Here is a 16,386-nt window from a genome sequence, read left to right as displayed (position 1 = left end):
ACTCGATGGCGCGCTGGCGCGGCGGGCCATGTACGCTATGCAAGCACGAAAAAAAGCGCCGTCTGCGCGCAAAGCGGGACGGCGTATGTGGCTGCCTTGTACGGTGCCGGGAAGCCCCGGCTTAGCGGGTCCAGTAGCCGGGCCGCATCACCCAGCCGCCGTGCGGGCCTTGCACCCAGCGCTCGGGCACATAGCGGTGACCCGGGCGTTCGCGCTGCCAGTAGCCGCCGCGCCAGGCATAGCTGCCGCCGTGTGCGTTCCAGTGTCCCGGTACCCATGCCTGGCCAGGGCGGCCCGGCGGGCGCGGCTCATAGCGCGGCGGCGGCGGGGCCGGACCCATGTATGGGCTGCCGTGGTAGCCCGGGGGATAGGCCTGGGCCTGGGCCGGCGAGACCAGGCCAAGCGCGGCGCCAGCGGCAAGGGTAATGAGGGCGAGCAGCAGTTGGCGTTTCATGGTTCAACTCCAGGGATGCGAACGAGGTGTCGGATGCGGGGCCGGCACGTGCGTCTTGCCGGCGGCCGCTCAATAGCGGTCGTGGTAACGGTACGGCGGCGGGCCGCCACGCGGGGGTACCACGATGCAGGCGGAGAGCAGGGCCGCTGCGGAGGAGAGCAGGACTACCAGGGCGATGGCGCGTTTCATGTTGGGGACTCCGTGACTGGCTTCGCGTTGAACATGGCCCCACTGTAGCCATCGGGCCCGCGCCGGTGTGCTTGCACTTGTAAGGCGCAATCACACTTTCAAGGGCCTCGGCGTCACCTTCGGCGAGGCCTTCCGGGCCCCTGGACGCCACCCGCCAAGCCTTGCCGGCATTGGGCATGCGGGTGCCGCCGCAGGGCTGGCGGCAGTACCAAAAAGAAAACGGAACCGTGGCCGGTCCCGTAATGTGGCGTTACATCGGAAATAACTCTCGCAAGGATTTACCTGTGCAGCGGCCCGCTTGCGCGCGGGTGGCGACGAAGCGCGGATCGGCCACCGCCTGCGCAAAGCCGCGTGTCAGGCGCGCGCGCCGTCAGTGCGTATCGTCTGCAAGCGGTGCAGCGTGATCTTGCGCACCTCGGCGCGGCTTTCTTCAATATGGCTTGACAGCAGCAGCACGGCTGGCTCCGCGCGCTGGCGCTGGATCTCGCACAGGATGGCGGCGTGCTCGTCGTAGGTGGCGGTCACGCGCGCGGCGTACGTGAAATCGAGCCGGCGGACGATGCGGATGCGCTCGGTCACCTGCCGGTGCACGCTGGCGATTTCGCGATTGCCAGCCGCCGCCACCAGCGCCGCGTGGAAGCCTTCGTCGTGTTGGGCCACCAGGCGGCCATCATCCAGCCGCGCGTCCCGCGGCACCTGCCAGAACTGGGCGAGCTGGGCTAGCGCGGCGTGATCCACCGCGGGCGCGGCGTGCGTGCACAGCATGCGCACGGCGTTGAGCTCGATCAGCTTGCGCAGTTCGTATAGCTCGTCGAAGCGGGTGAAATCCAGTGGCACCACCTCCCAGCCGCTGCGGAAATACACCTGCACCAGCGCATCGGATTGCAGCCGCAGGAGCGCCTCGCGCACCGGCGTGCGCGATACGCCCAGGCGCTGGGCGATCTCGCCTTCGGTGAAGCGGTCGCCGGGCAGCATCCGGAACTCGAAGATGTCGTCGCGCAGCTGCGCATAGACCGCTTCGGCGCGCGAGACGACACGGATCTCGGCGCCGCTCATGCCGCGGCCTGCGTTAGCAATGCGCCGGCGTCGATGTCGCTGCGGATCGCCAGTGCGGATTCGAACACGGCATCGCGCGCGTTCATGGCCGGTACACCGGTGCCGGCGCTTCATGCGCGTCCAGCGGGTGCGCCAGCATGGGCGCCGCTACTGCGGCAACGCGCAGGAATTGTTCGATCACGCGCGCCTCGGCGTCCTTGGGCAGCTCCAGCCCGTGCAGCTTGAGCGCGCTGCGGGCATAGTGCGCCAGCGTCTCGTCGCAAAATTGGGTCATGGCATTTCTCCGGGAGTTCGTGGGTCTCTGACCGCGGCCGTTGCGCCCCTGCTTGTATGCGATCTTGTATGCAAGCAATGGCTGTGCCACGTGCGACGCGACACGATGTCCGGCGTGCGGCAGGATTCCACCCGCCGCGCTGCACCGCTTGGGGGCGCGGAGGCAGTGACGGGTGCGCGTGCGCGGCGTGATTCACCGCGGCAGTGCGTGCGCCGCCGCGGCCTTGGTGCGCCTCTGCGTTGCGCCTGCGCTTGCATGCACCGCCTGGCGAAGTGCCCGGTGCAGTGGCATGAACCTTGCGCGGAGTGCATTGTCATGGGAGCGCGCGCAGGGTCGGTGATGCGCGCACCGATCCACGCTGGCACGCGGCGGCACTGCTTGATGCGTACCCGATGCATGCCTGACGCGTGGTGCGGAGTCCCCATATCGTGCGCAGGAACTTGCCGGAGGTGTGATGCCGATCCTTCTCGTCGTGTTGGCGCTGCAGGCCCTCGTGCCGGGTGCTACGTCATTTGCCGCGCTGGCGCGGTACGACAACGCGTGCACCGCCGCTTGCTCGCGATTGGACGGGCTTCCATGACGTTGTCCGGCGCTGGTGCCGCCGCGTCGCGGCATACGCCATGCCCCACCAAACCAGAATCCAGAGGAGCGCAAATGAATCGCAGCGATATCACGGACCTGATCATCGAGGCCAAGGTTACCAAAGGCATTCGGTGGTCCGATGTGGCCGAGAAGGTCGGCAAGAGCAAGGAGTGGACGACCGCCGCCTGCCTGGGCCAGATGGCCTTCGACGCGCCCGGCGCGCAGGCCGTAATGGAGATCTTTGGCTTGCCGCCGGAGGCCGGGCCGTGGCTGCGTACCGTGCCTTACAAGGGCTCGCTGCCCACTCCCGTGCCGACCGATCCGCTGATCTACCGCTTCTACGAATTGGTCAGCATCTACGGGACGACCTTCAAGGCGCTGATCCATGAGGAATTCGGCGACGGCATCATGAGCGCGATCGATTTCCGCATGGACCTGCAGCGTGAGGCCGACCCGAATGGCGATCGCGTGAAGATCGAGATGTCGGGCAAGTTCCTACCCTACAAAACCTACTGATCGGGGCAGCCAACCGGGCGCATCGCGTCACGCAGAAACGGGTACGCTCCTTGTTCCGGTGGGCCGGAAAGTACGCAGAAACGGGTACGGTTGGGGTTTTAATGCGCGCGCAGAAACGGGTACGCTTTGGTTGCGCGGCGCGTTTTTGCGCATGGCGTCCGTCCTACGCCCCATATAGATCCGCCGCCGCCGTCCCTGCCGGCAGGCGCGTGAGCGGCAGCGGTGGCGGGTCTAACGGCAGGCGCAGCGCCTGGTAGGCGGCCTCGCTCGACAGCCCGTAGGGCGCCGCGTCGGCATTGTCGAAGGCGTAGTACACCGCCTCCACGCCCGTCATGGTCAGCGCGGCCAGGCACATCGGGCACGGATGCCCGCTGGCGTACACCACGGCACCCTTGAGGCTCGGCCGGCCCAGCTTGCGGCATGCGGCGCGGATGGCCTGCATCTCGGCGTGCGTGGTGGGATCGAAGCTGTGCACGATGTCGTTGACGCCGGTTGCCACCAGTTCGCCATCGAGCGCGAGCACCGCGCCAAAGGGCCGGCCGCCACGCGCGCGATTGGCGTGGGCCAGGCGCACCGCTTCCCGCAGGTGTTGTTCATGGATAGACATGGGGGATCTCCAGAAGGGCACCGTGGCTAGTGAGCGGCAGCCATTCACCGCACACGATACGCGTAAATATGAAACTTTACGTCTCGTGTTTTCTGAAAAAAATGATATACAATGGCGGCGCTGAATCCCGCCATGGCGCCTGCCCAAATCCTAGGCTGGCGTGCCGGGGCCGACCTGCAGGGTCACCACCAGCGACTGCAGCACGGACATCGGGATCGGTTTGGAAAAGACACGGATATGCGCCGGAATGCCGCCGCGGTCCGCAATCGCATGCTTGTCCAGCGAAGTCACCACGACGATGCGTGTGGCGGCAAACTCCTGCTGCGCGTCGATGGTCCGGCACAGGCGAAAGCCATCGATGCCAGGCATGATCAGATCCAGGATGACAAGGTCGGGTTTGCTGCTGCCAATGAGCAGCAGGCCATCGTATCCGTTCGTGGCCTCGAGTATTTCCACCGGCGGGTTGAGGGCTTCCAGCGCCATGCGGTAAATCTGCAGCAGGTGCTCGTCGTCTTCCACCAGCAGTACGCGAAACGCCCGTCCCGCCGGGCCGGCAGCCGCTGCGGTGGACATGGCGGTCTGGCTGCGCTGGTCGGCCACCATGCGGTCTACCGAATCGGCCGGGATCCTGCGATGTCCGCCGTCGGTCTTCCACGCGGGCAGCCGGCCATTCTCGACCCAGAGCTGGACCGTGCGCAGGGAGACGCCAAGCATCTCGGCAGCGGTCTTGGTGGAATAAAAGCGCAGATCGGTCATATGGCCTCTTCAACTGACGCAACGCGCGCCGGGCGGGGCCGCGGCGTTACGTATCGTATTGTTTTCATTATTCTTCGGAAAGCTGCCAAAGCGCAACTTAATGCCAGGAAAACACGCAATTATGATAAGGCATCGCTGAACTGTCGAAGCTAACGCATTTGCGATGCACCTGGCCGGCTACGCCGGCTGGACCAGTGCGAGCGGACTGGCCCAGCCGAATAGATCATACTGTGAAGTTTTGCCGCAAGCAGGCTGCCTTCAGGCAGCGGCACCGGGGGGTGCGCGGGGCGCACGCACGCGCGGACTAGTATCAAAGGCTGCGATTCACGGCTGTGATGAACAATATATTCGTTTTTTGGTAGCTTTCCCATGAGGCTGGAAATCTACCGACAGGCATTGGCTGGTGCGCATCGCTCCGCGAGGCACCCGTTCTGGTCAGGCATTGTCATCGTGGTCTGCATCTGGTGCGCGCTCGCCGGCTGGGGGCTATGGGACCGCGCGGTCGAGTTGCGGCACGCGCATGCGGGCCTGGCCCGCGTGGCGGGGCTGCTCGGTGAACACGCTGAGCGAACGCTGGCCGAGGCCGACCAGATCGCGTCGCTCGTTGGTGGCGCCGTGGTGGAGCGCGGGCCGGCGCTGCCGCTGGCGCAATGGAAGCAAGGCGGCTACCTTGCCGTCGAGCCCTTTCTCGATGTATCCGTGCTCGACCGCGCAGGCTGGCTGCGCGCATCCACCAGCACGGGCTTTGAGCCACTGGACCTGAGCGAGCGCCGGTATTTCAGCGTCCATCAGAACCTAGCGCGGCCGTCGCTCCATGTCGGCATGCCGCTGGTCGAGCGTGTCAGCGGCCAGTGGTCCGTGCCATTGTCCCGCGGCATCGTGGCGCCCACGGATGGCCGCTTCGCGGGCGTGGTGGTGGTGTCGCTAGACCCTGGCTACCTGTCGCAGGTCTACGCAAAGGCGGGCCTCGGGCCATCCGGCACCGTGCTGCTGGCGGGCACCGACGACTTCGTGGTGCGCGCGCGCTGGAGCGAGCAGAGCAGCCAGCCGGGCCAGGTGCTGATGCCCGGCTCCGCGTTGCGCGGGGCGCTGTCCGGCACGCAGGACAGCCTCACCACGGCCCCCGGGGGGCTGGATGATGCCCGGCACATCTATGCCATCCAGCGCCTGCCCGGACGCAATCTCGCGGTGCTGGTCGGCATCAGCAGCGATGCGGCCCTGGCCAGCTATCAGGACCGCTTGCGCGCCGCGATCGTGATCGCCGGCTTGGCCACGGTGCTGGTGATGTTCTTCCAGGTCCGGCAGTTCATCGCGCTGGGCCAGCTCGCCTCGCTGGCCGACCGCGAGAGCGTGGTGCGCGATATCCTGGCCGAGAAGAAGCAGCATTTGCGCGGGCTGTTCCTGGCCATGCCCGACGGCGTGGCGGTGTTTGGCCGCGATCGCGTGATCAACGAGACCAATACCGCGCTGTGCGACCTGCTGGGCGTGTCGTTGCCGCGGCTGCGCGGCGCCACGCAGCGCGAGTTCGTTCACTGGCTCTACCGCGGGCGGCGCCCGGCGCGACAGGCCTGCCGCGCCGAGCAGCTCCTGGCGGAGCTGGACCGGGCCGAGCCGGCCGGGGAGTTCGCCGGCATCGTCGAGTTCGACATGGCGGTGTCGCCCGCCTACGAGGTGCGCATCGTGCATGCGGCCAGCGGCGGCGGCCTGGTGCTGGTGCTGCGCGACGTGACGACGCAACTGCGCCATGACCGCATGAAATCCCATTTTGTCTCCGCGGCCGCGCATGAGCTCAAGGCGCCCGTGGCGGGCATTGCCGGCTACGCCGAACTGTTGAGTGCCGAGGTGGTGCCGATGGCGCAGCGCAGCGGCATCTATCGTGCGATTCACGCCCGTGCCGGCCAGCTCAACGCGTTGTTGTCCGACTTGCTCGACCTGGCCCGCATCGAGGCCCGCAGCAGCGGCATGCTCGAGCGTGAACGCCTGGAGGTGGCCACGCTCGTGCGCGAGACGGTGGCGGGCGAGTTCGCCGACGAGGGCAGGGTGCGCGTGGTCGACGCCGGCGTGCCGTTGCACGTGCTGGCGGACCGCGCGCAATTGACACAGGCGGTGCGCAACCTGATAGAGAATGCGCTGAAGTATTCGGACGGAGAAGACGAAGTCACCGTCACGGTCGAGCCGTTGCCGCTAGAGCAGGAAACGGTCTCGGTCAGGGTCGAGGATCGGGGTATCGGCATGACGAAGGAAGAAGCGGGCATGGCGTTCGACAATTTTTACCGGGCCAACCGGCGGGGCAATGCAACGGGAAATGGCCTGGGCCTGGCGATCGTGCGGGAAATCGTGGCGGTGCATCAGGGGCAGATCACGCTCGCCAGTGAGTTCGGCAAGGGCACCGTTGTCACCCTTAGCCTGCCGGCGGCCGCATGAAGCGCTGGCTGCGGGGAGAGGCGGAGCGGGCCGCGGCGCGGCGGTGCGCGAGGATGGCGGCGTTGCTTGCCGCCATCCTGGCGCTATGGCTGATCGCGTTGCTGGCCGCGCACGATGCGCGCGAGCGCGTGGCACGGATGTCGTCGGCGGTGCGTGACACCCTGGAGCTCGCGCTGGCCGATACGCTTGGCATCATCCATCAGAATCGCGCGGTGGCGGGCGCGCCCTGCCGCAACGTGGCGCGCCAGTTGCAGGAGCAGGGTGCCTACACTGCCTATATCCGCGATGTGGTGCTGGTGGCGCGCGGCTTGCGCTACTGCTCGGCGGCGCGCGGCGAGATCGCTGCACCGCTGGGCGAATTGCTGAACTGGCAACCCGGGCTGCAATACCAGCTTGCCAAACCCCAACTCGGCAGCGGCACGGCGCTCGCCGTGTTCTTCGGCACCGTCCCGGGCAGCGGTGTACTGGTCTGGGTGGAGGGGCGCTACCTGGCCGACATGGTGCAGTCGGCGGGCAAGCTGGGATTTCCCGATATCGAGATCGAGGTGGCTGGCACGCGCTTCATGCTCAACGGCGGCGAGGGGGGCGAGCCTGCCGGCGCACCGAGCCTGGTCCGGCGCGATGCAGCTGGGCAGGGCGCGCATGGCATTGTCGATATCCGGCCACTGGCCGGACACCCGATTGCGGTGATCGCGAGCGCGCCGTACAGCCTGGTGCTGCATGAGAGCCTCAAGTACCTGGTGCTGCCACCGCTGGCCGCGGGCATCGCCGCGCTGGTGGTGCTGGGGCTGCATTCGCGCCGGGCGGCACGCCGCTCGTTTGCCGCGGAGTTGCAGCGCGGGCTGCGCAACGGCGAATTCGTGCCGTACTACCAACCGGTGGTCGATCTGGAAAGCGGGCTGTGCGCGGGGGTAGAGGTGCTGGCGCGCTGGGAGCACCCGCGGCGCGGCCTGCTGGAGCCGGAGCTTTTCATCCCGGGCATCGAGCAACAGCATCTGGCGGTCGCGTTGACGCTGCTCCTGATCCCCCATGTCTTGCGCGATCTCGAGCCGCTGGCATTGCCGCCCGCATTCCATCTCGCCTTCAACGTCACCAACGAGCACTTCGACGACGCGGGGTTCTGGGCCGAAGACTCACCGCTGTTCGCGCTGCTGCGGGCCAACGTGACGCCGGTGCTGGAAATCACGGAACGCGATGCCGTCTCGCTGGCGGAGCACCAGCGCAGCGCGATCCAGCGCGCCAAGGCGCGCGGCATCAAGCTGGCGGTTGACGACTTTGGCACCGGCTACTGCGGCCTGGCGTATTTCAAGCAGTTCGATGTGGACTTTCTCAAGCTCGACCGTATCTTCGTGCAGGCCGATCCTGGCGACAAGGTGAGCGGCCAGATTGTCGACGTCACGATCAACTTTGCCCACGCGCTGGATCTGACGGTGGTGGCCGAAGGCATCGAATGCGAGGCGCAGCGCGCGTTGCTGGCGGGCAAGGGGGTGCGCCTGGGGCAGGGCTATCACTTTGCGCGCCCCATGACGCGGGCCGGGCTCCGCGAATGGCTGCCGGCGCATCTCGAGCGCGGTGCGCCGGCAGCTTTGCCTGGTGGCAGCCTGGCCGTGCCGGAGCGCGTCTGATCCGGTCCCGCCGGACCGGTGTCTGCGAAAATATGAAACATCCGTCCTATTTTTGATTGATAAAAATGATATAGAATTCGCATGTAGCCTTACTTTCCCCGTCGGGCTATGCGCCTCCCTGCTGGAATCTCCTTGCCGGCCAGCGCCTCGTGTTCCCACGCGAGGCGCTCTTTTGACTCTTTTGATCCTCTTGATTTCCCTGTCTCTCCCCAACTGCTCAACGGCTGCGCCTTGATCGCAAACGCGTGGGCATTCGTCTGACAGGGATTACCGTCGCCGCCTGACACGCAAGGCGCCCGCGACTGCCTAAGCTGACGTCAGCACCCTCCTGTCCATGCATGTGGATGTGGCGCGGGCACGGCGATCCTGCCGGCGCTCGCCGCGGGAGGGCGACGACGCATTTTTGTACCGTCGCTAATTGGAGCCGACCATGAACAAGGATCAAGTGAAGGGCCGTATCGAGCAAGCCAAGGGCAAGGTAAAGGAAGTTGCCGGGAAAGTGACCGGCAGCACCAGCACCGAGATCAAGGGCAAGGCCGAGCAAATTGCCGGCAAGACGCAGGCCGCTTATGGTGACGCCAGAGAAGACGCCAAGCGTACCCGCTAGCGTATGCGCGCGATGAAAAACGCCGCCGGGGCTCAGGGTCGTGCGACCCCGGGCCCCGGTGGCGTTGCTGCGTTCAACGGCTCAACTGAAGCACTCGTTGTAGAAGCGTGTGGCGGTGCCCACCGGGCGGAACGTATACGGCAGCTCGGCGAGTGCCGCCGCATCGAGCGAGCCGAATGGAATATCGAGGCCGGGGCCGCTGGCGTCATTGGCTGCCTGGTCCTTGCGCTGGGTGTCGTGCGTGGATTTGTGATGCGTGCTCATGTGCCTTCTCGCGGAGTCTGACTGGCGCGCCATGCGGCAATGCCTCTTGGCTGGCGCCGGTGGAATGGCGGTCCGTGTGGCTGCCATCGGTACAGGCCATCTTAGCCAAACGCGCCGGAAAGAGAATCCAGGCCTGGCAAAATACACTGTTGCGCGATCGTCTCCAATGGCGCGCCGGCCGGGGCGCCGGCTGCACGTGGCGCGCGCATCGGGCATGAGCGGTGCCTTAGCCGCCTCATCGCGCATTCCTTTCCGGATTCCCTTTCCCCACCTCGATTCGCCGGCCTTATCCGTCTATATTTGGCTAGGGCACGTGCGCGCCGCGCTGCCATGAGCGCGTGCCGGCGCAGCCCCGGCACTGGCCTGCCACGGCCCGACCGACCCACTGCAGGAGCCTGCCATGTCCCGCTTCCCGCCATTGCCGCCGTGCTTTGCCGATCGCCGCGAAGCCGGGATCTTTCTTGGCCGGCACCTGGCGGAACTCGGTTTTGGCGCCGCCGCGGCGGGCGAAGCGCCACTGGTGCTGGCACTGCCGCGTGGCGGTGTGCCGGTGGCCTTCGAGGTGGCGCGGATCCTGGAAGGACGGCTCGATATCCTGCTGGTCCGCAAGATCGGCGCCCCCGGCTATCCGGAGCTGGCGCTTGGCGCCGTGGTGGAAGGCGACGGCGCCGGCAATGCGCCGCTGACGGTGGCAAACGACGATCCCTGGACGCGCCGCGCGCGTGACAGCGGTGCGTTCGATGCCGAGCGCGGCCGCCAGCTCGACGAGATCGGGCGCCGGCAGCAGCGCTATCGTGGTGGCGCGCCCGTGCCGGCCATGGCTGGGCGTACCGTGATCGTGGTGGACGATGGCGTGGCAACCGGCGCAACCATGCGCGCCGCGCTGGAGGGTGTGCGCCGGGCGCAGGCAAGGCGGGTGGTGGCAGCCGTGCCGGTCGCCTCCGTGGAAGGCGAGGCCAGCCTGCGCGCGTCGGCGGATGAGGTGATCAGCCTGAACGTGCCAGCCAGCTTTGGCGCCGTGGGCGCCTTCTACCTGGATTTCAGGCAGACCACCGATGACGAAGTGATGGCCTTGCTGCGCCAGGGCGCATGCGGACGCCCGGCTTGAGCCTGGGCCGCTGGCCGCGTCGCCGTCATTAGCGCCGCGCCGCCAGCCTGGCCTTGAGGTGCGGCACCAGCCCGCCGGCCCGCAGCAGCGTACGCAGGAATTCGGGGATCGGCTCGCAAGCCACGCGGCTGCCATCGGGCAGCACCAGGCAAGCTTGCTCGAGCTCGAGCCGCGCCGCCGCGCCATCCACCAGGCGCGCGGCATCGGGACAGACCAGCACCGGCAGGCCCAGATTGATCGCGTTGCGATAGAACAGCCCGGCGAAAGACGGCGCGATCACCGCGGCCAGGCCGAGATGGCGCAGCGCCTGCGGCGCCTGCTCGCGCGAAGAGCCCGCGCCAAAATTACGCCCGGCTACCAGCAGGTCGCCGGGGCGCACCATGGCCGGAAACTCGGGGCGCAGCCCGGCCAGGCAGTGGCGGGCAATCTCTTCGACACCCCCCTTCATGTAGGCGCCGGGCGCCATCTGGTCGGTATCGACGTTGTCGCCAAAGCACCAGATACGGCCGCCAGGCAGAGGATGGACGGGGGCTGGGCTCATGACAGCAACCCGCGCGGGTCGGTGATGCTGCCGGTGACGGCGGACGCCGCCACGGTCAGCGGCGAAGCCAGCCAGACCGCGCTGCCGCTGCCGCCCATGCGGCCGGCGAAATTGCGCGCGGTCGAGGCGATGGCGCGGCTGTCGGTGGGGAAGCGGGATGGGCCATAGCCCGCGCACGCATTGCACGCATTGGGCAGCAATTGCGCCCCGGCATCCAGCAGGATGGCCAGCGTGCCCTCGCTCTCGGCCTGGCGCTGGTCGCGCAGCGAGGCGGGCGCTACCTGCAGGCTCACGCCGGGCGCAACCCGCCGGCCGCGCAGCACGCTGGCTGCCATGCGCAGGTCCTCCAGCTTGGCGCCGGTGCAGGCACCCAGGTAGGCGATGTCCACGCGCTGGCCGGCGGCCTCATCGACAGGGCCGGTGTTGGCCGGCGAGTGCGGCGCGGCCACCTGCGGCGCCAGCGCGGCCGCATCGAAGCGGTGGCTTGCCAGCACGGCCGCGCCGGGCTCGGTGCGCCAGTGCGAGAGCGCGATGGCGTCGAGCGTCGCGGCGGGCACGCCGGCCTGCGCCAGCCAGGCCAGCGTGGTGGCGTCAGGCGCGATCAGGCCGGTCTGCGCGCCAAGCTCGGCGCTCATGTTGGTCAGTGTCATGCGTTCCTGCATGGGCAGCGCCTTCACGGCCTCGCCGGTGTATTCGATGGCTTCGTAGCGGCCGCCGTCCAGGCCCAGCCGGCCGCACAGGAACAGCATGATGTCCTTGGCGCAAACCCCGGCCGCGAGCTTGCCGTCCCATTGCAGGCGGATGGTATGCGGCACGCGCAACCAGATCTCGCCGGTGGCCAGCACGCCCGCCATCTCGGTCGCGCCGATGCCGAACATATAGGCCCCAAACGCACCGCCGGTGGGGCTGTGGCTGTCGCCGCCCACGATGAAACGCCCCGGCAGCACGTGGCCGTGCTCGGGCAATACCACGTGGCAGATCCCTTCGCCATCGATGAAGTGGGGCAGGCGCGCCTCGCGGACCCAGTCGCGGGTGAAGCGCACGATGGCCTCGGCCTCGGGATCGGCCGCGGGCAGGTAGTGGTCGGTCACCACCACATAGCGCTCCGGGTCCCACACCTTGGCGCCCAGCTCGCGCAGCAGCGGCGCCACCCGGCGCGGGCCGCTGGAGTCGTGCGACATGGCCAGGTCCACCCGGCACGTCACGATGGCGCCCGGCGTGACCGTATCGAGGCCGGCAGCCCGGGCCACCAGCTTTTGCGCCAACGTGGCCGGCCTGTGGGCGGGCCCGGCAAGGGGTCTCATTCCGGCGTGGCTCCGGAGTACTTGACCACCTTGGCCCAGCGCTTGATGTCATTGCGCACGAAGGCGGCAAAGGCATCTGGCGAATTGCCGACCGGCTGCGCGCCGTCCAGCTCCAGGCGCTTGCGCACCGTGGGCGTTTCAAGGCCCTTGCGGGCAGCCTGGTATAGCGCCTGCAAGACGTCCGGTGGCAGGCCAGCGGGGCCGAACAGGCCGAACCACGCGCTGGACTCGAACCCCTTGACGGTGGCGCCGATCGGCGCCACGCCCGGGAATTGCGGCAGCGGCGCCGGGCTGGTTACGCCAAGCACCTTGAGCTTGCCGGCCCTGACGTGCGGGAGCACGTTGAAGGTGCTGGCGAACATCAGGTCGACATGGCCCGAGAGCAGGTCGGTGATGGCCGGCGCGGTGCCCTTGTAAGGGATGTTGACGATGTAGGTGCCCGTCATCATCTTGAACATGTCGCCGGCCAGGTGCACCGACGAGCCCACCGAGCCGATCGCAAAATTCAGCTTGCCGGGCTTGCTCTTGGCCAGCTGGATTAACTCCGGGATGTTATTCGCGGGCAGGCTCGGGGTGGCAACCAGCACGCTGGGGACGTTGGCCACCAGCGTGATCGGCGTGAAATCCTGGACCGGGTCGAACGGCAGCTTCTTGTACAGCGTGGCGTTGATGGTGTGGCTGGTGAAGCTCATCAGCAAGGTGGTGCCGTCAGGTGCGCTCTTGGCGACCAGGTCGGCGGCGATATTGCCACCGGCACCCGGGCGGTTTTCCACCAGCACGGGCTGGTCCAGCTCCCGGGACATCTCCTGGGCGATGGTGCGCGCCAGCGTGTCCGTGGTGCCCCCGGCGGGCGCCCCCACCAGGATGCGGATGGGTTTGCCGGCGGCCACCTGGGCGCGCGCCGGTGGCGCCTGCGTGAGCAAGCCAAGGCTGGCGGCGGCGCAGAGCAGCCCGCGCATTGCCTTGCGGCGCGAGTGGCGTGTGGGCGCGTGGGAACGGCCCATGCGGGGAGCAGGCATCGCGGTTTCCTTCCAGGAAGATCGTGAGCGTGCAGTATCGCTTGCTTTTCTTACTCGCGCAGCCCCGTTCGTGCTTCGCTCTCCACCCACACGTTGGCGCTGTCGCCGCCGGCGGGAGAGAGTTCCATGCGGTACTCGTAGCGGTCCGGCCGGTATTGGCCGAGCAGGAACTGCACCGGGCGGCCGGCCTTGTCCAGCACCACGCGGCGCACGGCCAGCAGCGCGCCACCCACCGGCACGTCCAGCAAAGGCGCCACCACGACATCGGCCAGCCGGGCCGAGAGCGTCTGGCTGGCGCGTCCAAGCTGCACGCCGGCGCCCTCGAGCAGGCGCAGCATCGGCGTGATCTCGAGATCCTTGCGATTGAGCCCGCGGCCCAGGTCGGCCGGCAGATAGGCGGTGATGTGCGAGAGCGGGCGGCTGCCGTAGTGGCGCACGCGGACCACCTTGACCACCGGGTCGCCCGGCTGTAGGCCAAGCGCTTCGGCGACTTCCGGGGTCGCATGGACATCGTCGATCGAGATCACCTTGACCGAGGTCTTCTGCCCCATGTCGATGATGTTGTCGAGCAGGCTGCCAGGCCGGTCGCCCAGCATGACCGGCTTGATCGGGTGCGGGTTGACGAAGGTGCCAAGGCCACGGTGACGGCGCACCAGACCCTCCTGCACCAGGCGATCGAAGACGCGCCGCATGGTCACGCGCGAGGCGTGAAACTGCTTGGCAAGGTCGATTTCACCGGGTAAGGGGCCTTGGCCAAAACGGCCTTCCACGATCTGTTGGCGTAGTACCACGTAAATCTGGTGATACAGGGGAACGACGGCTTCACTCATGGTTTCCCTTGTGAATGGGCGACAGGTTTGAATTAGCCTTAATGTACTTTAAATCAGACATAGAGCCTAGTCATGTTGCCATATATGTCTTATTGACGACTTAAACGTTGTGAAGGCGCTGCGTGCGTGCACTGCATAGGCAGCATGCAGCGCAATCTCCATACATTGAAGCCGCCGCTCGGCTGGGCAACGCATGCCGTGCCGGACCGCAACGGCTGGCTGTCAGGCGAAGGGCTGAGACCCGCCGCGAGCGGCGACCAGTGCACCGGCAGCCGGGCATGTTTCACTTGCGATACAGCGCTTGCGGCCAAGGGTTTTCCTTAGGAACCTCGCTAAGGGCCTGATAGCAGGGGATTTTCGGCCCCCTCGGGGAGAGCCCGGCCATGCGGTGCGTCCGACCGTGTCACAGCCGTGTGACATGCCGCGTGCGGTTCACAGCGGCGGCGCCCGCGCCCGTCCTCAGGAAGCTAGAGAAAGGCCGATTTGATGGCTTTGTAGCCCTTGTGTTTCAAGGGATTTCAGGATTTGACCGGCTTCCTGGCACCGATTATGCGCAATGAGAGGCTGGTTTGGCGAAATGCCGGACCTGAGCCTTTTAGCCGGCGTTCCCCCCGAGCGCCGGAGCGAGGCTGAGCCGCTGTGACATCCTCCTGGGAGCTTTGTATGAAAAAGACCTTACTTGCGTCGGCGATTGCTTTAGCCCTTGGGGCTGGCGGTCAGGCCTGGGCCAATCCGACGAACAACAATAGCAAAACAGATGGCAGCAACACGCAAACCGCCACTGCAACTTCAACCCAGTCTGGCAGCGGCGCTGCGGCAAACGAGAATTCCACGGCGTGGCAGGACTCCAGCACTCACACCAGGGTAAGCACCAAGACCACCACCAAGACCAACGCCGATAACAAGGGCAAGGTCACCTTCGACGATGGCTACGGCAATGCTGGCGCCAACAACGGCAGCACGGCCACCGCCAACTTCAGCAACTCCTTCAATTCCAGCAAGGCGATTGCAGTCAGCAAGCTGGAAGGCACGGTGAGCGGCATTTCGATCGGCAACATCGGCAACGTCGCCACGAACTATGGCAACGCCAATGGTGGCGCCGGTGGCAAGGGCGGCGCCGGTTATGGCGGTACGGGCAGGGGCGGCACCGGTGGCAATGGCGGCAATAGCGGCAATGGCGGCAACGGCGGCAGCGGCGGCTCGGCTACCAACGGCAGTGCCACCGCTGGCTCTGCCTCCAACGGCAGCGCCAGCGCCGGAGACGGCGGCAATGGCGGCAAGGCCATTGGCTGGGGCGGTGACGGCGGTAATGTCAGGGCCTCTGGCGGCGATTCGCTGGCTGGTAGTGCTGGCCTGGGTGGCAAGGGCGGCGGTGTCTACAGTGACGGCGGCGGCGCGCTTGGCGCGGCAAAGACGGGTAGTGGCGGCAAGGGCGGCAGCGCCGATAGCGACGGCGGTGGCGCGCTTGCGGCAAGCGTTGGCGTTGGCGGCAGCAGCAGAGCCAGGGGCAATAATGGCAGCGGCGGCAATGGCAGTGCCGGTACGGCTACCGGGACCGGCGGCGGCGCATCGGCATCGGGTGGCGCCGGCGGCTCCAGTGGCGCTGGCACAGCCGTGGCTACCGGCGGTGCCGCGGGCGGCACCGGCGGTGCAGGCGGCGCGGGTACCGGCGGCGCAGCGACCTCTACTGCCGGCGCAGCCACCGGCACGGGCGGCGCGGGTGGTGCCCAAGCTAGCGTGGCCGGTAACGGCGGCGCAGGCGGCAGCGCTACCAATGGCGGTGCTTCCACCATGGCCAGCAATGGCAGCGCAACGGCCGGCAACGGTGCGGTTGGCGCAACTTCCGGCGCCGGTGGCGCGGGTGGCGTAGGCATGGGCGGCACCGGTGGTACCGGCAATGGCGCAGTCGGCGGAGCCGGCGGCGCTGGCGGCAGCAACTCTGTCAATGCTGGCACCTTCAACATGTCCAACACCATGACCAGCGTCGGTCAGTCGGCAGCGGGCATCATGATCGCCAATCAGAACAGCGGTTTCGCTTCGCTGGTGCAACAAAGCGTCAACGTCCAGGCCAACCTGGCGGTCGGCAAGTAAGGCAAGTGCGCGGTGGCGGCGTGCGTAGCGGGTGGATGGCCCGCGCGCACGTCCCGCCGGCACGGCTTGACTCCGGCAACTTAGGGCATTCCGGCGTGTCCGGGATGCCCATTCGACGACGAGTCCACTCGTCTCTCGT

The 16,386-nt window shown here is 67.3% G+C and carries 16 protein-coding genes; 6 read left to right on the top strand and 10 right to left on the bottom strand.

Going from position 1 to position 16,386, the window contains the following annotated elements; translation table 11 throughout:
- Window positions 1–121 precede the first annotated feature (121 nt).
- The 3 genes from OR16_RS12605 to OR16_RS12590 form a co-directional block, all read right to left on the bottom strand.
- Window positions 122–454: a YXWGXW repeat-containing protein gene (locus OR16_RS12605; protein WP_006158347.1), complete on the bottom strand. Its 333-nt coding sequence runs from the start codon at window positions 452–454 to the stop codon at window positions 122–124.
- Window positions 455–997: 543 nt separating this feature from the next.
- Window positions 998–1,699, bottom strand: coding sequence for a GntR family transcriptional regulator (locus OR16_RS12595; protein WP_006158346.1), 702 nt, complete (start codon window positions 1,697–1,699; stop codon window positions 998–1,000).
- A gap of 82 nt (window positions 1,700–1,781) precedes the next feature.
- The gene (locus OR16_RS12590) at window positions 1,782–1,973 is read right to left on the bottom strand and encodes a DUF4089 domain-containing protein (RefSeq protein WP_006158345.1); all 192 of its coding nucleotides are present in this window, start codon (window positions 1,971–1,973) and stop codon (window positions 1,782–1,784) included.
- A gap of 654 nt (window positions 1,974–2,627) precedes the next feature.
- Between OR16_RS12590 and cynS the strand changes: the two genes are divergently transcribed.
- A complete protein-coding gene (gene cynS / locus OR16_RS12585) occupies window positions 2,628–3,071 on the top strand; it encodes a cyanase (protein ID WP_006158344.1) in 444 nt (147 codons plus the stop codon).
- A 163-nt stretch (window positions 3,072–3,234) separates the two neighbouring features.
- Here cynS and OR16_RS12580 read toward each other — a convergent pair whose 3' ends face one another.
- On the bottom strand, window positions 3,235–3,678 hold the full coding sequence (locus OR16_RS12580; RefSeq protein WP_006158343.1) for a nucleoside deaminase: 444 nt from the start codon (window positions 3,676–3,678) through the stop codon (window positions 3,235–3,237).
- Window positions 3,679–3,828: 150 nt separating this feature from the next.
- Window positions 3,829–4,434: a response regulator gene (locus tag OR16_RS12575; RefSeq protein ID WP_006158342.1), complete on the bottom strand. Its 606-nt coding sequence runs from the start codon at window positions 4,432–4,434 to the stop codon at window positions 3,829–3,831.
- A 369-nt stretch (window positions 4,435–4,803) separates the two neighbouring features.
- On the opposite strand from OR16_RS12575, the gene OR16_RS12570 reads away from it, so the two are divergent.
- The 3 genes from OR16_RS12570 to OR16_RS12560 all read left to right on the top strand — a co-directional run bounded on the left by OR16_RS12570 (window position 4,804) and on the right by OR16_RS12560 (window position 9,090).
- Complete coding sequence (locus OR16_RS12570) at window positions 4,804–6,858, top strand: ATP-binding protein (protein WP_237717038.1); 2,055 nt, start codon at window positions 4,804–4,806, stop codon at window positions 6,856–6,858.
- The gene (locus OR16_RS12565) at window positions 6,855–8,483 is read left to right on the top strand and encodes an EAL domain-containing protein (protein WP_100227875.1); all 1,629 of its coding nucleotides are present in this window, start codon (window positions 6,855–6,857) and stop codon (window positions 8,481–8,483) included. The genes OR16_RS12570 and OR16_RS12565 overlap by 4 nt, the downstream gene beginning before the upstream one ends.
- 430 nt (window positions 8,484–8,913) lie before the next feature.
- Window positions 8,914–9,090, top strand: a complete 177-nt coding sequence (locus OR16_RS12560; protein ID WP_006158339.1) for a CsbD family protein — start codon at window positions 8,914–8,916, stop codon at window positions 9,088–9,090.
- An 81-nt stretch (window positions 9,091–9,171) separates the two neighbouring features.
- On the opposite strand, the gene OR16_RS12555 is transcribed toward OR16_RS12560, so the two are convergent.
- Entirely contained in the window at window positions 9,172–9,354 is a 183-nt protein-coding gene (locus OR16_RS12555; protein ID WP_006158338.1) for a hypothetical protein, read from the bottom strand.
- 400 nt (window positions 9,355–9,754) lie between these two features.
- On the opposite strand from OR16_RS12555, the gene OR16_RS12550 reads away from it, so the two are divergent.
- Window positions 9,755–10,462 carry a phosphoribosyltransferase gene (locus tag OR16_RS12550; protein WP_006158337.1) on the top strand — a complete coding sequence of 236 codons (708 nt, stop codon included), beginning with the start codon at window positions 9,755–9,757 and terminating at the stop codon, window positions 10,460–10,462.
- Between the two features lie 28 nt (window positions 10,463–10,490).
- Here the strand turns inward: OR16_RS12550 and OR16_RS12545 are convergent, their stop codons facing one another.
- Genes OR16_RS12545 through OR16_RS12530 form a run of 4 tightly spaced genes read right to left on the bottom strand, consistent with a single transcriptional unit; the run spans window position 10,491 to window position 14,156 of the window.
- Window positions 10,491–11,003 (bottom strand): 3-isopropylmalate dehydratase, encoded by a 513-nt coding sequence (locus OR16_RS12545; RefSeq protein WP_043419505.1) that lies wholly within the window; start codon window positions 11,001–11,003, stop codon window positions 10,491–10,493.
- Window positions 11,000–12,307: a 3-isopropylmalate dehydratase large subunit gene (locus tag OR16_RS12540; RefSeq protein ID WP_006158335.1), complete on the bottom strand. Its 1,308-nt coding sequence runs from the start codon at window positions 12,305–12,307 to the stop codon at window positions 11,000–11,002. The genes OR16_RS12545 and OR16_RS12540 overlap by 4 nt, the downstream gene beginning before the upstream one ends.
- Window positions 12,304–13,326, bottom strand: coding sequence for a Bug family tripartite tricarboxylate transporter substrate binding protein (locus OR16_RS12535; protein WP_043419503.1), 1,023 nt, complete (start codon window positions 13,324–13,326; stop codon window positions 12,304–12,306). The genes OR16_RS12540 and OR16_RS12535 overlap by 4 nt, the downstream gene beginning before the upstream one ends.
- A 50-nt stretch (window positions 13,327–13,376) precedes the next feature.
- Window positions 13,377–14,156: a GntR family transcriptional regulator gene (locus OR16_RS12530; protein WP_006158333.1), complete on the bottom strand. Its 780-nt coding sequence runs from the start codon at window positions 14,154–14,156 to the stop codon at window positions 13,377–13,379.
- 663 nt (window positions 14,157–14,819) lie between these two features.
- Here OR16_RS12530 and OR16_RS12525 point away from each other — a divergent pair.
- Window positions 14,820–16,247, top strand: a complete 1,428-nt coding sequence (locus tag OR16_RS12525; protein ID WP_006158332.1) for a hypothetical protein — start codon at window positions 14,820–14,822, stop codon at window positions 16,245–16,247.
- Window positions 16,248–16,386 lie beyond the last annotated feature (139 nt).

It is taken from the genome of Cupriavidus basilensis OR16 (genome assembly GCF_000243095.1).
Classification (GTDB): Bacteria; Pseudomonadota; Gammaproteobacteria; order Burkholderiales; family Burkholderiaceae; genus Cupriavidus; species Cupriavidus basilensis_D.
Note: the sequence above shows the minus strand (reverse complement) of the source record. Positions and strands in the feature narration are given on the sequence as shown.

What these genes read in the sequence shown, in the direction of transcription:
- OR16_RS12595 (WP_006158346.1), bottom strand. Translation starts at nt 1,699, where the DNA reads ATGAGCGGCGCCGAGATCCGTGTCGTCTCGCGCGCCGAAGCGGTCTAT.
- OR16_RS12535 (WP_043419503.1), bottom strand. Translation starts at nt 13,326, where the DNA reads ATGCCTGCTCCCCGCATGGGCCGTTCCCACGCGCCCACACGCCACTCG.
- OR16_RS12530 (WP_006158333.1), bottom strand. Translation starts at nt 14,156, where the DNA reads ATGAGTGAAGCCGTCGTTCCCCTGTATCACCAGATTTACGTGGTACTA.
- OR16_RS12565 (WP_100227875.1), top strand. Translation starts at nt 6,855, where the DNA reads ATGAAGCGCTGGCTGCGGGGAGAGGCGGAGCGGGCCGCGGCGCGGCGG.
- OR16_RS12605 (WP_006158347.1), bottom strand. Translation starts at nt 454, where the DNA reads ATGAAACGCCAACTGCTGCTCGCCCTCATTACCCTTGCCGCTGGCGCC.
- cynS (WP_006158344.1), top strand. Translation starts at nt 2,628, where the DNA reads ATGAATCGCAGCGATATCACGGACCTGATCATCGAGGCCAAGGTTACC.
- OR16_RS12570 (WP_237717038.1), top strand. Translation starts at nt 4,804, where the DNA reads ATGAGGCTGGAAATCTACCGACAGGCATTGGCTGGTGCGCATCGCTCC.
- OR16_RS12540 (WP_006158335.1), bottom strand. Translation starts at nt 12,307, where the DNA reads ATGAGACCCCTTGCCGGGCCCGCCCACAGGCCGGCCACGTTGGCGCAA.
- OR16_RS12575 (WP_006158342.1), bottom strand. Translation starts at nt 4,434, where the DNA reads ATGACCGATCTGCGCTTTTATTCCACCAAGACCGCTGCCGAGATGCTT.
- OR16_RS12545 (WP_043419505.1), bottom strand. Translation starts at nt 11,003, where the DNA reads ATGAGCCCAGCCCCCGTCCATCCTCTGCCTGGCGGCCGTATCTGGTGC.
- OR16_RS12560 (WP_006158339.1), top strand. Translation starts at nt 8,914, where the DNA reads ATGAACAAGGATCAAGTGAAGGGCCGTATCGAGCAAGCCAAGGGCAAG.
- OR16_RS12555 (WP_006158338.1), bottom strand. Translation starts at nt 9,354, where the DNA reads ATGAGCACGCATCACAAATCCACGCACGACACCCAGCGCAAGGACCAG.
- OR16_RS12590 (WP_006158345.1), bottom strand. Translation starts at nt 1,973, where the DNA reads ATGACCCAATTTTGCGACGAGACGCTGGCGCACTATGCCCGCAGCGCG.
- OR16_RS12550 (WP_006158337.1), top strand. Translation starts at nt 9,755, where the DNA reads ATGTCCCGCTTCCCGCCATTGCCGCCGTGCTTTGCCGATCGCCGCGAA.
- OR16_RS12525 (WP_006158332.1), top strand. Translation starts at nt 14,820, where the DNA reads ATGAAAAAGACCTTACTTGCGTCGGCGATTGCTTTAGCCCTTGGGGCT.
- OR16_RS12580 (WP_006158343.1), bottom strand. Translation starts at nt 3,678, where the DNA reads ATGTCTATCCATGAACAACACCTGCGGGAAGCGGTGCGCCTGGCCCAC.